Here is a 13,725-nt window from a genome sequence, read left to right on the forward strand (position 1 = left end):
CAATGACCGACCGAGCAATCATCCGCGTACCTCATCCTGATTTCACACCCAATACGGTGGCTAAGGTCGTGCGCGGCTATAGCATGGGCGCGATACGGGATGGCTGGCTTGTTTTCTATGAGCAAGAGTTTGCACCGCCGCATGACGGTCTTCACGATAAGCTTTGTGTGGTGATGACTTCTGACGACCGCGATTTGGTTAGGTTCGTAAAGAAGGGCCGTAAGCCGGGGCGCTACGATCTTCTGACCGTTACAGGCGAGCCAATTATCGATGCAGAATTGAAGTGGGCTGCGGAGGTGACTTTGATTAAGCCGCACGTTCCAACAGATAAAGAAGCGGCAGCGCTGTGGGGAGATCAAAGGGATGGAGATTGATTGGGGCTTTATTGCCGCAGCTTTGGCATTAGTTGCTGGGCTATCCACCTTTGCTTACAAGGCGCCCGGAGTTTTCAACGCTGTTACGTCGACTATTAGTATTGCACTATCAGTAATTGGGATTTGCTACGTAATGTACGCGGTCGGTTATTCTAATGCTTTTAACGAATTGAAATATCTTTCCACGAACGATGACTTTGCGAAGGCTAAAAACCCTTATAATTCTAATTGGCTTTTCCTAGCTTCGGCAGTTGGTTTTGTATTTCAGTCATTATGCCGACTTATTCTTTATGTCGCCAATCATGTTCGAGCAGAAGAAGCTAAAAAAGCTATTTCCTGATTTTGGATACACCTCTGGCTATCAAGACGTTTACCTTCATACCGAAGGGTTCCGTCCTTTGCAGTTCATCCTATGTCGATGAACCGGGATGCTATGAAGCTTCAGTATCCCTGCCTGCCCGTTTCACCAGTGGGCCAGTCTGTCTCCATGCATGAAGGCTATATCGGCAGTTCAATCTCTCAAGTCACATCCAAACCATTCGAGCGGCGTCTACCCCGCTGAAACCGTTTCATCAGTCTGGGATGAAAAACCGCTGTGGATTTCATACACCGGGTGATCGGCGTAACGGGTCAAATCCAAAAAAAGACCGTCTCTTTAGCGTTTAAAAAACAAATCACCTTGGCGGGAACCTCCGAGCAGACCCAAGATTTTCAGTTATTCGACGCCCTGAATTAATCGTTTCGGTTGTGCAACGATCTATAATCTGCTAAACAATCCGTCTCAGACGATCTTTTCAGGCCCCGGCAGCTTCACCGCTCCGGGGCTTTTCTTTTACGCTGCGCACGTACGTAATGTCAAATTATTTACGCATAGTTCGTATTTTATCCTTGCTTATACGTTTTTTGCGTATATAGTGAACTCATCAAAGCAGTTCACGAAGAAGCCTTTGCCGATCTGAACCGCGAGATTTCAACCACTGCCGAAACTGGTGATGGAGGTTGTTATGTGAAGTGCAACGCGGTGCGCGTCTCAAGCTGGACATGAATTTTACAAGTGAGATTACGGACCTGAGCATGTCCAAAACTGCTCACAGAGTTTCCAAACCGAAGGATCAGCCATGTCAGACCGAGCCGAACTACTGGCGATTTTCAAGAACCACGTTGCGGCAGTTGAAGCCATTGAGGGCATTGCCGGAACGGTCAGCCTGACATGCTTCACGTTGAAGGATCAGGGCGAGAGTGGGCTTGATGTTCGCCGCTTGCTTGGCCGGTTTGTGGAAAAGAACTGTGACGATGAAATCCGGTTGATCGACTACCTGCGCGGGTTCGGCAGTGAGCCGCCAATGAGCGAAAAGGAGCGCCGGGATTACCGCCTTAAACGCTCTGAGGACGTTCTGGACCTGATCGACAAGGCGATCGAGACGATCAACGACTACGTCCATGGGAGGGCTGCATAATGATGATCCAGAAGAATTGCGCAGCTTGCGGAATCTTATTTTATACCCGTCTTGCTGATCATAAACGCGGCTGGGGCAAGTGCTGCGATAAGTCTTGCTCTGCTGCTTTCAAGGTTGGTCTTCGTCCTCGTGATGTCAACGAGAGATACGCCAAACGAAGTGCATGGGCTGACGTGTGCCTTACTGTTCGCAAAGCTGCTGGGGTCAAAGAGTGGCCCAAGGCTCCAAGCGTAAAAGATCAGATCGGTCAGAACGTAAAGATCAAGCCGATTTACCACTCACCAAGTAGCTGCCGTCACTGCGGGAAGCCTGTGAATGGTCCCGGCCTGTGCGATCCATGTGAACAACACGAAGACGCAATGAACTCAATGGAAATGGGCTGGGACGGCCACAAGGCATGGGCATGACCATCCCCGACCCTTTCCTGACACTCATCACCATCAACCTATCAATCGCGTTTATCGCGCCGTTTCTGGGGATTTAGCCCATGCGTGACCTTATTGAAGACATCGCTGGCTTTGTTGCCGTTTCTGCCTTCTGCGGCGTGTTTCTTGTCTGGGTATCCTCAGTATGACCGCCCTCCTCCAAGTAAGCGGCTATGTGCGCCGCCAGTCAGCCAAGGGCGATGAGAAGCGCCCACGGTTCACACCAGAACAGTTAGCAACAGCCAGCCAGATGCGCGAAGAACTATTCCAGCAATTCAATCAGGAATGCGTTCTCGCCGCAGACATAGCGCTGGCACAAGAGTTTCCGGGAGAGTTGAAGTGAAAATCGAGAGCAAATATTCGATTGGAGATACGGTTTACCGGGGCTCGACTGTATCTAATAAAAAGCAGCGCCCTTGCCCTGATTGCCTTGGCACCCGGAAGTGGAAAGCCACCTCACCGGCTGGCACGGATTATGAATTTTCCTGCCCACGGTGCAGCACTTCATATCAAAGCAACCACGAAATGTCGCTGGATTACTCACTGTTTGAGCCATCCATCACAAAGCTGACTATCGGAAGCGTTCAGTACAACAGCGCCGAAGGATCATATGACCACGGCTTTCGTTATATGTGTGTCGAGACGGGCATTGGCTCTGGATCAGTATACAACGAAAGCGATCTTCATCTTTCAGAAGCTGATGCAATCGTTGCCGCGCAACTGATCGCCAACGATCAAAATCAGACCGTTGATTGGGTAGTAAAGCAGTTCAATAAGACGCTTGAAATATCAGATTATCAGCTTGGCAGTGCTGCACTCAAACTCGCGTCGGACAAAGCGCATGCTTCGAGCTCTATGCTCTATCGCCTTCAAGACCTCTTTGAGGAAATCAAGGAAGCTGGCGACAAAGCAGAAATACTTCAAGCTATCAGCGATTATGTTGAACACGACTGGCAGAACGACAAGGCAAAGGCGCTTGAGGTAGCCCTTGGAGGTGCAGCATGACTGACACCTTCCAGCAAGTGGGCCAAGCGTTAAACGGATTGGCAACAGGACTTTCACAAGAACGCGTCTGGAAAGGTGAAATCATCACCAAGAACGGCGTTTATTCCATGGTTCCGATAGAAACCTATCACCGCGAAACCAGCCTGTTTGATGGGTTCTCAATCTCGTCATCAAGCCTTCGCACAGTTCTACGCCGTCCGCTCGAGTACTGGTACGCCAGCCCATACAATCCGAATGCTGTTGAGCCAGAAGGCTCTAAGGCGCTCGACTTCGGTAAAGCTGCTCACATGCTTCTCTTGGGCGAAGAAGGCTTCTCTGAACGGTATGCGCTGCGTCCAAAGGAATACGACGATAACAAGGGCGCTTCTAAGCCTTGGAATGCGAATTCCACCGCCTGCAAATCATGGCTCAAGAAACAGGCTGATGAAGGCCGCGCCGTTATCACTGAGACAGAGATTGCGCACATTAAGAACATCGCTGAAGCGCTTTCACAAAAGGAAGCAATTCGCCTTGGTATTCTGAACGGACGCATTGAGCGATCAATTTTCGCCAAACGTAACGGCATCTGGTTAAAGAACCGGCCAGACGTAATCCCCAATGATGGCGGCGATTTCGTTGACCTGAAAACGGCGGCGTCTGTCGATGATGACAGCTTGTCGAAGGCGATCTTCGCACACGGTTATCATATCCAGGCTGGCTTTACCCGCATGGTTGTCCGTGAGGTGTTGGGCGAACAGGCTTTCTCCTCTTTCACCTTCGTATTTGTCGAGAAAACAGCTCCTTACGATGTGCGTGTAGTGACGTTGAAAGACGCCGATATCGACCTTGGCGAAGCGCAGGCGCGTATTGCTCTCGACACACTGGAGAAGTGCATCAGGCTCAACGATTGGCCCGGATATGACGGCCATGATCAGCACATTTCCTACGTCGAAATGCCGCCATGGGCGCGCAACCGCGTCGAAGAACAAATCAAATATTCCGAGAAGGCAGCATAATGAACCAGATCGTACCGCAAGACGCTCCAAAGCAGCGCCAGATTATCGAAGTCGTTGACGCTGTTCCGCTTCTCGACACGTCCAAGTTTGAACACATGCAGCGCATTGCAACAGGCATGGCGCGTTCAACACTGATCCCTGACAGCCTGAGAGAGGAAGGCACGAAGGACAATAAGCAGGAGCTTCCATTTGAACGGGTAGCCGCAAATTGCTTCCTGATCGTCAATCAGGCCGTCCGTTGGGGACTAGATCCATTTTCGGTTGCTCAAGCCGTATCCGTGGTTCACGGAAAGCTTTGCTACGAGGGAAAGCTGGTTGCCGCTGTAATTCAGGCGAAGCTTGGTTTCAACCTTCATCACCACTTTGTAGGTGAAGGCGATGCTATGCGGGTTTACTTGAGCGACAGGCCGTTGACTGGTGAGATTGTCGCCACGCTTAAGCCGGGCATTCGCCGCCCAGACATGCGCCTGTTTGACGGTTCTGTCAGTGAATGGAAAACAAGTGGCAACGGCTCGCCATGGTCGCCAAAGAACTTTGTTCGGATGCTGATTTACCGCGGAACTCGTGACTGGTGCCGCATCTATGAACCGGCTCTTATGCTTGGCGTCTATACGCCTGATGAAATGCTCGACATGTCCGAGAATGCAAGGGCCGTCCGCGCGAAGGAAGTTTCGACACCTTCCATCATGCAGCGTCTGCAACAGCGCCAGATTGAGCCAACAGCAAGCGAAGGCTTCAATAAGGACTTTGTAACGGCTGAGACTGAAACACTCGCCAGCTCCCCGGATACTCAAGATACAACCGCATCTGATAGCGTCACCTCCAGCGCATCAGACAGAGAGGGTGGAGAAGGTTCGGTAAACGGCTCCACCCTCGATAATTCGGAAGATGTGAAGCTTGAAAAGCGTGAGCTAATGAAGCTGGTTGTCCAGTTGACCGCGCTGACCAAGGACTTCGACGGGGAAGATAAGACCAAAGCGAAAGATGATGTTTGGTCGTGGACAGAAGGCTTCATGCAGGCTGGCACGGTCGTTTCGCATGACGGCATCGAACTGGCGAAAAAGATCACCCGCATGTTTGTCGGCGTGGCTCAGGGATACAATTCACAAGCTTCTGTCCTTGAAGACGCCTGCAACGCAATCGGCACTGACATCGCCGAGTTGGACGAGGTGCAGTGATGGCTAGGAAGTTTCGAGCAAGAAACACACCCGTGACACCCGCATATCTTGATCTGCGTATTAAGGACTTGGCAGACCGAGGATATGGAAAAACAAAATGGATAGGCTTCTGTGAAGATGCGCTCGACCTTGGATTGTCACTGAGACTTTATGAGGCAAAGCACACCGTATCGAAATACATCACCGTCAGCAATGACCGCGGGAAAGAGTTCAAGGTCAGGTTCTCGAACCACCGGCCAATCAAAGCACGGGAAGAAGCAAACGATTGTGATTTTTTCGTAGGCGTCAGCAATAAGAACGTAACAACTACTGTTCAAGCATTGCAGGCTGTCAAATCTCACTTTGAGCTTGAGGAGGCAGTGTGATGGCCTCAGCAGTCCGCAGACACCCCGAAGCATTCAGTACTGCCCCATCCAAGGGGCAGAAGCGACCAAGGAAACAGGACGGAAAGCATCTGGCATGGATAAGAACCCTGCCCTGCTTGGTAACTGGTCAGTATGGCGTTGAAGCAGCTCATATCCGGTACGCAGCGCCAGCATACGGCAAGCGAGACACCGGGAAGGCTGAAAAACCGGATGATCGTTGGACAGTGCCTTTGGCGCCGTCAGTCCATCGTGAACAGCATGCCACCAACGAGCAGAAGTTCTGGGAACAGCACAAAATCGATCCGTGCCAAGTGGCCTTAGCCCTGTACGGCGTATCCGGCGACGATGATGCCGCAATCGTGATTATTCGGAATGCGAGGAAGCCATGACCCCGACCATACCAGATGAAGCAGTACAGGCGGCAAGCAAGCGCATAGACGAGTATTACGACACACCGAATTGCGTAGGTGAAACAGCCGTTCGCGCAGCACTCACAGCCGCCCTGCCTTTCCTGCAAGGGGCATCCCCGCGTGCGCAGGCGTTGGAGGAAGGCGACCTAAATGCACGCCTTAAGGCAAAAGGCATGTACTCCATTGATGAAATGATGGGAACTTTGCCAGTCGATAAGTGGCTCGTTCATTCCGGAATGACCGATATCAAGTTCTTCGGTGAATGGCTGGAGCGTAAAACACGTGAATATCTCACCATGAAGGCCGAGTATGACGCCGGAAATAAGGATGAACGCGACGAACTATACGAGTGGGTTCTGGCTCACTACGGCGCTTTTCGTGATGTTCTCGTCAACTTTCGAGCCGCCCTCTCGTCTCAGCCTGTAGCGTCCACCCGCCCGGCAGGAGGCAGCGACCATGGCGAATGAGCAAGGGCTTATCGTTAAGCACGACATTTCGAATGAAGGAATAGCAGACGCGCTTGAAAAGTGTGATTGGGCAGGCGCTTCAATCGGCAACAAAGCAATTCTTCAACTGGCGATACAGGCACTACGCAACACCCGCCCCGCCGCGCCGGTCGAAGGGTTGGAGCGGTACGACTTAGAAGATCGTAGCCACTTCAACGAAGGTAGCTATATGCATCCAGACGAAACCGGCGAATACGTCCGCTTCGATCAGGCCGAGGCCATCATTGCGGCGGAACGGGTAGAGAAGGAACAGCTTAAGGCAGAACTTGCGGAAGCCCTACGCGGCAATCGTTATGCACAATTGGAGCGGATGGCTGTTAAACGTGCCGAGAAAGCCGAAGCCGACAACGCGGCGCTGACTGCGCGGGTTAAGGAGTTGGATCACGACCTTAATGGGGCAAAGGGCAACGCAAAAAACGCAATGTCAAATGTTGATTATTGGCGTGGCCAGACGGAAGCCCTCGAAACCGAACTCGCGGCGGCAGAAGGCACTCTGACATCCATCGCTCACACGTTCTCCGAGAATAGCCATGGGTCTATGAAATCTTTGTCAGGCTCTTTTTACCAGTCGATGGCTAATCGATACTTTGCAGAGAAGGCCAAGCCATGACCCTCATTGACAGACTATCCAAGCTGGAAGGGCCACTAGGGGAGCAGAGCGAATGAAGCTGCAACTTGCCCTAAAAGCTGAATACTTCGACGCGATCCGTGACGGCACAAAGACCGAGGAATACCGGCTTGCGAACGCTTACTGGACACGAAGGCTTTTCGTAACCGGCTATCGAACAACCGGCCCCCGTAGTTTTAGCGGCATCGTCCTAACCAAAGGCTATCCAAAGCGTGAGGACGCAGAACGCCGCCTGGAATTGCCGTGGTTTGGCTTCGTTCGTAAGACAATTACCCATCCACATTTCGGCCCAAACCCCGTCGAGGTATTCGCCATCGACGTGTCAGGTCGCCAAGCCCTGAAAGGCGGTGAGTGACCATGGCTAAGCTTGAGCGATACGATAAGGATTGCCATAGGATTGTTGAAGGTGGAAGCGTTGTGGCATTTGCCATCCGCCTCTCAAATGACAGATGGCGTTTATCAGACGTTGACGACTTCCCACTTCTTGGCCGTAAGTCGTTCGATAAACCGACTGACGTTTTGGCCGCATGGGAAGCGATGAAGTCAGACCGCACCGCACTGCAAGAAAGGGGGAGTGAGTGAGAAGCCTAGCTCCAGCCACCTTTGGCGATCCCCGTTCTTCCGGCCTCAACTGGGTGGGCGCGCATGTCAACCTGCTTGCTTCCACATTTGCTGCACTTGAGCTTGGAAAGCAAAACATCTCGGTTTGTCGTGTGATCTGGGCCAAGCTTCTCAGAAGCCTTCACCAAATCCAGCCAGTTATTGTGGGCGCAGTCCATGCAGAAAATGTTGAACCGCATGCCATTCTCAATGCAGCCGCCAAGCGTTGCGTATGGACGATAAACCTTCATGCCGACCTCCTATCAGGCGGCAGCTATTACACCGTGAACGAAACAGAAACAAATCACAAATTGACGGAGGTTGGTGTCCATGATGAGGAATGATCCCGCAGCAACAAATCTAACCAACCCTATTCCTCGGATTGGCTTGAGCCGTGCAGAGGTTGCCATTTCGATTGGCGTAAGCCCTAATACGGTTGACGTGATGGTTAGTGAAGGCATGCTGCCACCTCCAAAGAAGTGGCACACCCGGAAAGTCTGGCTTATTTCGGAGATTGTTGCAGCCATGGCGGAATGGCCCACAGATACGCACGGCGCATTTGGCGGAGCTTCTGATGACGGGGAAGAATGGAAAGCAGCCTGAGAATAAGCAATGACGAATATTGAACTGCCATTCATTGAAAAGAATAAAAGCCGTCACGGCACAATGCGCTACTATCTGCGAATAGATGGTCGGCGCATTTGTCGTTTGCCAGACGATATAAATAGCGAAGAATTTCTTAAAAAGTATTGGCAGGCTCGTAATAGCCTTGAGGTGAAAAAGCCAAAGGTCAAGGGCGGTCAAGGTCAGTTGGCACCGGTAAAGCCATACTCATTCCGGTGGCTGTGCATTCAGTATATGACCTCGGAGCCTTTTTTAAAGCTTGATGAAACCACGAAAGCCAAGCGCCGCGCTATCATTGATGCAATGCTGCTTGAGCCACTGAGCGAGAACGACCCCCGATTATTTGCGGATATACCGCTTTCTAAGATGACCGCAGCCCATATTGAAGTTCTGAAAACTCGCAAGAAAGAAACACCTTTTGCGGCAGATGAGCGCCTAAAGATACTACGCCAAGTATTCGACACGAAGAAAGACGCAAAGCAAATCGTGCCGAATATCGCTAAGGGTGTGGATGCGTACCGGATGCGCACAGATGGTCATGCGACTGCTACCGCCGAGGATCTGGCTAAATTCATTGAGCACCATGGGCCAAAGTCCAAGGCTGCGCTTTATCTGGCAATCCAGATGTACACTGGTTTTCGTGTTTCTGATTTGGCAGTGCTTGGTCCGCAACACCGAAAGAATGACGAGTTTCGACTGCGGCTATTCAAAAACCGGAATACGACGCCGGTGGATATTATTATTCCACTTCACCCCATTCTGATATCGGTACTAGACCAGCAGGAGATTACAGGCCTCGTCTATCTCAAGACGGATTTCAACAAGCCGTTTTCCGTTAAAGGTCTTGGGAACCGGATTTCTGACTGGTTCAATCAAGCTGGTCTTAATCATCTAACGTCGCATTCAGTTCGCAAAGGGCTGGCAACAGATCAGGCGCACAATGAGGCGACGGACAATATGCTTGAAGCTATGTTCGGCTGGAGAGATGCAAAAACATCAAAAATCTATACCCGAAATGCAGAACGTGCGCGACTGGCGCGATCAGCTGTTGCAAAGATCAATTGGGATGGTTTAGGTGATAAGCTGATCAGCCTAGATGAGGCGGAATAGGTGTGGCACGGTGTGGCGCACAACATTGATAAATAATGATAATTTATAAAGCCATGTGTGGCGAAAACGGCTTATAACTAATTGATATTGTTTTACAAAACCACTCCGGGTGAGGCCTCCAAAATATTTCCTAACAAAAACAATGCATTAAGATACATCACAGGTTAGCTACAGCCTGATTTTATGTTGCATCTTGTCACAAATAGATTCCCCGCAATTACAACTGGTTACAAAAAATCCCAGCAAATCCATGCAACATGAGATGTGCGATTCATCCCTTCATCAACGCCCAAATCTTTTTCCCAAAGGTGGCGAATAATCCGCCAAGGGATGCGGTAGCGAAGGATACACGCAAATTGCTCCTACCCCACGCTCACGCCAGCGGTTGAAATCTGCAACGGGTTCTTCCACCTTTTCAAGGCGATGGTTCATGCCTTTCATCTGCCTGCTCATTTCCTCAGGCAGACGTTCGGTTTTCTCTTGGCGCTCATATTGCTGTTTACGGTCTGACCGCGCCTGCTCCTGATACCTGATACCTGATACCTGATGATATGATCAAGCTTGCCCTCAACACGGCCTAATGCCCGCTCCTGCCCTGCATCAGTCATTACCAACAACCCCGCGCAGTACCGAATTGATTGTGCGATGCGATATTGCGCCATGGTGCATATTCATAATTTTCATCCGAGATTTTGTGATCGAAGTCGTCTTGAAAAGAATAGTTTTGTGACTAAATCGATACCGTCAATCCAACTTTATCGTTCTATCAAATGGAGGTTCAAGTGAGCGACCGTTTGTTTGACAGCCCCATTTTTGTCAGGGACACCAAAAATCTGGTTCAAGAGATTGCGGGATTAGAAGACGCCATAGACTTTCTGCGCGAGTGGCCAGACGGTGACCGCGACGTCATTTATGAGATGGCGTGGAAAACATGCTGTGACGCACATAATGGCTTTAAGCCGATATTTATTGCACGCAACGCCATTGAAGGGTTTGCGAAAAAACGCAACATTCTTGAAAAGCCAGAAGTAGCTATTCCATGGATGACCGCCAAAACATCACTCGGCGGGCGAATGTCAGCTTAGAGCATTTCCAGTTTTCATTGAAGCATTAGAAATGCTCTATCTTTTTGTTTTTTACGCGCATCTTGTTCCGAAAATGGTTTCACACTTTTCGGGATACGCTCCAGAGGTCCAGCGATGCATTGGTATTTTCTGATTGAAGGAACCATACTTGCCGCTCTGTTCATCGTTACCGCGATAATCGTCAAAGATACGATGCGCAGGGAATAACCATCAAACCCCGGCTCGTCCGGGGTTAATCTTTTCCGCGTCACTCTACCCCCTCCTAGCGTGACGGGGATAAGCCGCAACCAATATGTGGCTTTCTTTTTTTCTTCTCACACCTGAACCTTTTCACCTCCAGCCAGTTAATCCACTGGAGGAACGCGAATGGGTATGTTCATCACTACGATATCGACATCTTGGTTTGTTCTAATTGCCTATTCAGTATGGCTAGAGCGAAACGAGAAGTGACGCCTTTCCTTTCAGCAATAAAACTGCGCTTAGGCGGCGCATCGGTCAGGCTGTAGCTGTGATTAAGCCAAAGCCCACCACATCTGGACATCATCAAGCTGCTCTGCCGTAATGCCGAGGACCTACTATAGCATAACGATATTTTGATACGTGCGGTGAAATTATGCCGTTTGTTCAATCTCAATACGGATTTGTTGATCAGCAGCAACAGCCAGTACATCGGCTTTTGACAATCAGAGGCTATCAACGCAGAGCCACAATTGGCAACGAGTGAGCGGCGGCATTTGCGTCCGTAGCTCATCTGGCGTGGGGGGGCCGGTTGAAGCGGCGCATATTCAGAGACCTTTGCACCTTATCAGCATCTCAGACCAAAGTTGTTCTGAAAATCGCCCCACTCGTCGGCGGATATTTAAACCGTTCCTGACGGAATATCCTCTCCATGCACTTCACGGCAGTAGAATTCTTTCGGGAAACCATCGCCATCACATAGAGCAAAATACGACACTACCTTGTTCATATCAGTTAGCATACGCTTGCCACGATATATAAGGAGAATTCCCGATGCCAGCTGCGCACATGATAGCAAGGAAATAATCTTTAGCTCAAATTGCACCGTACCCATCTGGTCCTATGCTTACGTTTCGGAGCGCCATAGGCCCTTGCCCGTCAAACGAATAATCAAGGGCGGCTGATGTCATCAAACGATGACGTTTCGTATGAACCGCAAAACTGCTTTTCTTTTAGAGTGGTCCAATTTCCCTCAACGTTACGGGAACGTCTTTTGAAGCTACGCCGTGCCATTCATTCTCAGGAACCTAAATCGGGGGCCATAAAATCACGCGTATTGCAACTGTTATTGAACATTTTGATATGTAATGACAAAAAAGCCGAAGCATCATTACAGATGCTCCGGCCCAAAAGATTATAAACTACTCCGATAAAGCAGCTTTGTTATTTTATATGTGCGCGATTACGCGAAGTCTTCTGGCAGAAGTTCCTTCGGGAAATTCTGATAGGAAACAGGGCGCAGGAAGCGACGGATAGACATTGTACCCACGCTGGTTGCACCAAAGTTGGTCGATGCAGGGTATGGCCCACCGTGAACCATTGAGTCCACAACTTCAACACCCGTTGGGAAGCCGTTGACCAGCACACGGCCAGCCTTGCGCTCCAGAACAGGCAGAAGCTTTTGCGCTTCGCCAATATCGCCTGCATCCATATGAATGGTTGCAGTCAACTGACCTTCAAAGCCACGCGCGAGTTTTTCCATCTCGTCAACGGAGCCAACGCGAATGACCAGTCCGAGAGGACCGAACACTTCTTCGCCAAGCGCATGGTCAGACAGGAAGCGCTCGCCAGTTGTTTCAAACAGGTTTGGCGAAACCTGACGACCCGATGACTCGGTTTCGTAGAGCGGCTTTACAGCATTGCGCGTTTCAAAACGCTCTTTGCCTTCGTGGTATGCCTGCGCGATACCATCAGTCAGCATGGTCTGCGGAGCGACTTTCTTAAGGCCCTCAACCGTTGCCGCAGTGAAGCGATCGGCATCAGCACCATCAAGAACCACGGCAATGCCGGGATTGGTGCAGAACTGGCCCGCCCCCATTGTCAACGAACCAGCCCAGCCCTGACCGAGTGTTTCTGCCCGCGCTTTCATGGCCTCAGGAAGAAGGAACATTGGATTGACGGAACCAAGCTCACCGAAAAATGGAATTGGTTCTGGACGCGCAGCACAAAGGTCAAACAATGCGCGGCCACCAGCCAGCGAACCGGTGAAGCCTACAGCCTTGATGTTTGGATTTTGAACCAGCGCATGACCAACATCGCGGCGTCCGCCCTGGATAAGCGAGAACACACCGGGGTGAACGCCGGTCTTTTTGATCGCGGCTTCAACAGCCTGTGCTACGATTTCACCTGTTCCCGGATGCGCCGAATGGCCCTTCACGACCACAGGGCAACCCGCAGCAAGAGCTGCTGCGGTGTCACCGCCAGCTGTCGAAAATGCCATTGGGAAGTTCGAGGCGCCGAATACCGCAACAGGACCTATGGGGCGCTGAACCAAACGAATTTCTGGGCGTGGTGCTGGCTGACGATCAGGAAGGGCAGCATCAAAACGGCGATCAAGATAATCGCCCTTTTCGATATGGTCAGCAAACAGGCGCAGCTGACCAGTCGTGCGGCCGGTTTCACCCTGAAGGCGTGCTTCCGGCAAGCCAGTTTCCTGCGAGCCGATCACGACGATATCAGCAATACGTGCTTCAATTTCGTCAGCTATTGCGCGCAGGAATGTGGCGCGTTCCGCGCGTGTCGAATAGCCATAAGACCAAAAAGCATCTTCCGCAGCTTCACAAGCGCGGTTCACCAGATCGACTGTACCGACTGCAAACGAATGCGCTGGCCCACTTGCTGGTGAAGATTCAAAAGTTCCGGCTCCATCGAGCCATTCGCCAGCAACAAAGTGTTTCCCTTTGGGCGTAAATGCCATTCGTCCATCCTCCTGTAGAAATCAACGC

Annotated in this window: 20 protein-coding genes; 18 read left to right on the plus strand and 2 right to left on the minus strand. The window is 50.9% G+C overall.

Translation table 11 applies throughout. The features are described from left to right. The first annotated feature begins 2 nt into the window (after positions 1 to 2). The 18 genes from RI570_RS11505 (at position 3) to RI570_RS11590 (ending at position 10,762) form a co-directional block, all read left to right on the plus strand. On the plus strand, positions 3 to 374 hold the full coding sequence (locus tag RI570_RS11505; protein WP_313828664.1) for a hypothetical protein: 372 nt from the start codon (positions 3 to 5) through the stop codon (positions 372 to 374). After that, positions 364 to 714, plus strand: coding sequence for a hypothetical protein (locus RI570_RS11510; RefSeq protein ID WP_313828665.1), 351 nt, complete (start codon positions 364 to 366; stop codon positions 712 to 714). The genes RI570_RS11505 and RI570_RS11510 overlap by 11 nt, the downstream gene beginning before the upstream one ends. Positions 715 to 1,492: 778 nt before the next feature. Further along, complete coding sequence (locus tag RI570_RS11515; RefSeq protein ID WP_313828666.1) at positions 1,493 to 1,831, plus strand: hypothetical protein; 339 nt, start codon at positions 1,493 to 1,495, stop codon at positions 1,829 to 1,831. Continuing rightward, positions 1,831 to 2,238 (plus strand): hypothetical protein, encoded by a 408-nt coding sequence (locus RI570_RS11520; protein ID WP_313828667.1) that lies wholly within the window; start codon positions 1,831 to 1,833, stop codon positions 2,236 to 2,238. The genes RI570_RS11515 and RI570_RS11520 overlap by 1 nt, the downstream gene beginning before the upstream one ends. A 163-nt stretch (positions 2,239 to 2,401) precedes the next feature. Next, positions 2,402 to 2,599, plus strand: coding sequence for a hypothetical protein (locus RI570_RS11525; RefSeq protein ID WP_313828668.1), 198 nt, complete (start codon positions 2,402 to 2,404; stop codon positions 2,597 to 2,599). Positions 2,600 to 2,781: 182 nt separating this feature from the next. Further along, positions 2,782 to 3,261: a hypothetical protein gene (locus RI570_RS11530; RefSeq protein ID WP_313828669.1), complete on the plus strand. Its 480-nt coding sequence runs from the start codon at positions 2,782 to 2,784 to the stop codon at positions 3,259 to 3,261. Further along, positions 3,258 to 4,256 carry a PD-(D/E)XK nuclease-like domain-containing protein gene (locus tag RI570_RS11535; RefSeq protein WP_313828670.1) on the plus strand — a complete coding sequence of 333 codons (999 nt, stop codon included), beginning with the start codon at positions 3,258 to 3,260 and terminating at the stop codon, positions 4,254 to 4,256. The genes RI570_RS11530 and RI570_RS11535 overlap by 4 nt, the downstream gene beginning before the upstream one ends. Beyond that, complete coding sequence (locus RI570_RS11540; protein ID WP_313828671.1) at positions 4,256 to 5,434, plus strand: hypothetical protein; 1,179 nt, start codon at positions 4,256 to 4,258, stop codon at positions 5,432 to 5,434. The genes RI570_RS11535 and RI570_RS11540 overlap by 1 nt, the downstream gene beginning before the upstream one ends. Continuing rightward, positions 5,434 to 5,799, plus strand: coding sequence for a hypothetical protein (locus tag RI570_RS11545; RefSeq protein WP_313828672.1), 366 nt, complete (start codon positions 5,434 to 5,436; stop codon positions 5,797 to 5,799). The genes RI570_RS11540 and RI570_RS11545 overlap by 1 nt, the downstream gene beginning before the upstream one ends. Next, positions 5,799 to 6,188, plus strand: coding sequence for a hypothetical protein (locus RI570_RS11550; protein ID WP_313828673.1), 390 nt, complete (start codon positions 5,799 to 5,801; stop codon positions 6,186 to 6,188). The genes RI570_RS11545 and RI570_RS11550 overlap by 1 nt, the downstream gene beginning before the upstream one ends. Then, entirely contained in the window at positions 6,185 to 6,676 is a 492-nt protein-coding gene (locus RI570_RS11555) for a hypothetical protein (RefSeq protein WP_313828674.1), read from the plus strand. Before RI570_RS11550 ends, RI570_RS11555 begins: the two co-directional genes overlap by 4 nt. Then, entirely contained in the window at positions 6,666 to 7,325 is a 660-nt protein-coding gene (locus RI570_RS11560) for a hypothetical protein (RefSeq protein ID WP_313828675.1), read from the plus strand. Before RI570_RS11555 ends, RI570_RS11560 begins: the two co-directional genes overlap by 11 nt. Before the next feature lie 52 nt (positions 7,326 to 7,377). Further along, positions 7,378 to 7,698, plus strand: coding sequence for an ASCH domain-containing protein (locus RI570_RS11565; RefSeq protein ID WP_313828676.1), 321 nt, complete (start codon positions 7,378 to 7,380; stop codon positions 7,696 to 7,698). 2 nt (positions 7,699 to 7,700) lie between these two features. Next, positions 7,701 to 7,925 (plus strand): hypothetical protein, encoded by a 225-nt coding sequence (locus RI570_RS11570; protein WP_313828677.1) that lies wholly within the window; start codon positions 7,701 to 7,703, stop codon positions 7,923 to 7,925. Continuing rightward, the gene (locus RI570_RS11575; protein ID WP_313828678.1) at positions 7,922 to 8,287 is read left to right on the plus strand and encodes a hypothetical protein; all 366 of its coding nucleotides are present in this window, start codon (positions 7,922 to 7,924) and stop codon (positions 8,285 to 8,287) included. Before RI570_RS11570 ends, RI570_RS11575 begins: the two co-directional genes overlap by 4 nt. Further along, a complete protein-coding gene (locus RI570_RS11580) occupies positions 8,274 to 8,546 on the plus strand; it encodes a hypothetical protein (RefSeq protein WP_313828679.1) in 273 nt (90 codons plus the stop codon). Before RI570_RS11575 ends, RI570_RS11580 begins: the two co-directional genes overlap by 14 nt. A gap of 9 nt (positions 8,547 to 8,555) precedes the next feature. Next, entirely contained in the window at positions 8,556 to 9,677 is a 1,122-nt protein-coding gene (locus RI570_RS11585; RefSeq protein WP_313828681.1) for a tyrosine-type recombinase/integrase, read from the plus strand. Between the two features lie 782 nt (positions 9,678 to 10,459). Next, a complete protein-coding gene (locus RI570_RS11590) occupies positions 10,460 to 10,762 on the plus strand; it encodes a DUF982 domain-containing protein (protein ID WP_313828682.1) in 303 nt (100 codons plus the stop codon). A 14-nt stretch (positions 10,763 to 10,776) separates the two neighbouring features. On the opposite strand, the gene RI570_RS11595 is transcribed toward RI570_RS11590, so the two are convergent. Together RI570_RS11595 and RI570_RS11600 are read right to left on the minus strand one after the other, a co-directional pair. Beyond that, a complete protein-coding gene (locus RI570_RS11595) occupies positions 10,777 to 11,013 on the minus strand; it encodes a hypothetical protein (protein ID WP_313828684.1) in 237 nt (78 codons plus the stop codon). 1,169 nt (positions 11,014 to 12,182) lie between these two features. Then, the gene (locus RI570_RS11600) at positions 12,183 to 13,697 is read right to left on the minus strand and encodes an aldehyde dehydrogenase (NADP(+)) (protein ID WP_313828685.1); all 1,515 of its coding nucleotides are present in this window, start codon (positions 13,695 to 13,697) and stop codon (positions 12,183 to 12,185) included. Positions 13,698 to 13,725 lie beyond the last annotated feature (28 nt).

Source organism: Brucella pseudogrignonensis (assembly GCF_032190615.1).
Lineage (GTDB): Bacteria > Pseudomonadota > Alphaproteobacteria > Rhizobiales > Rhizobiaceae > Brucella > Brucella pseudogrignonensis_B.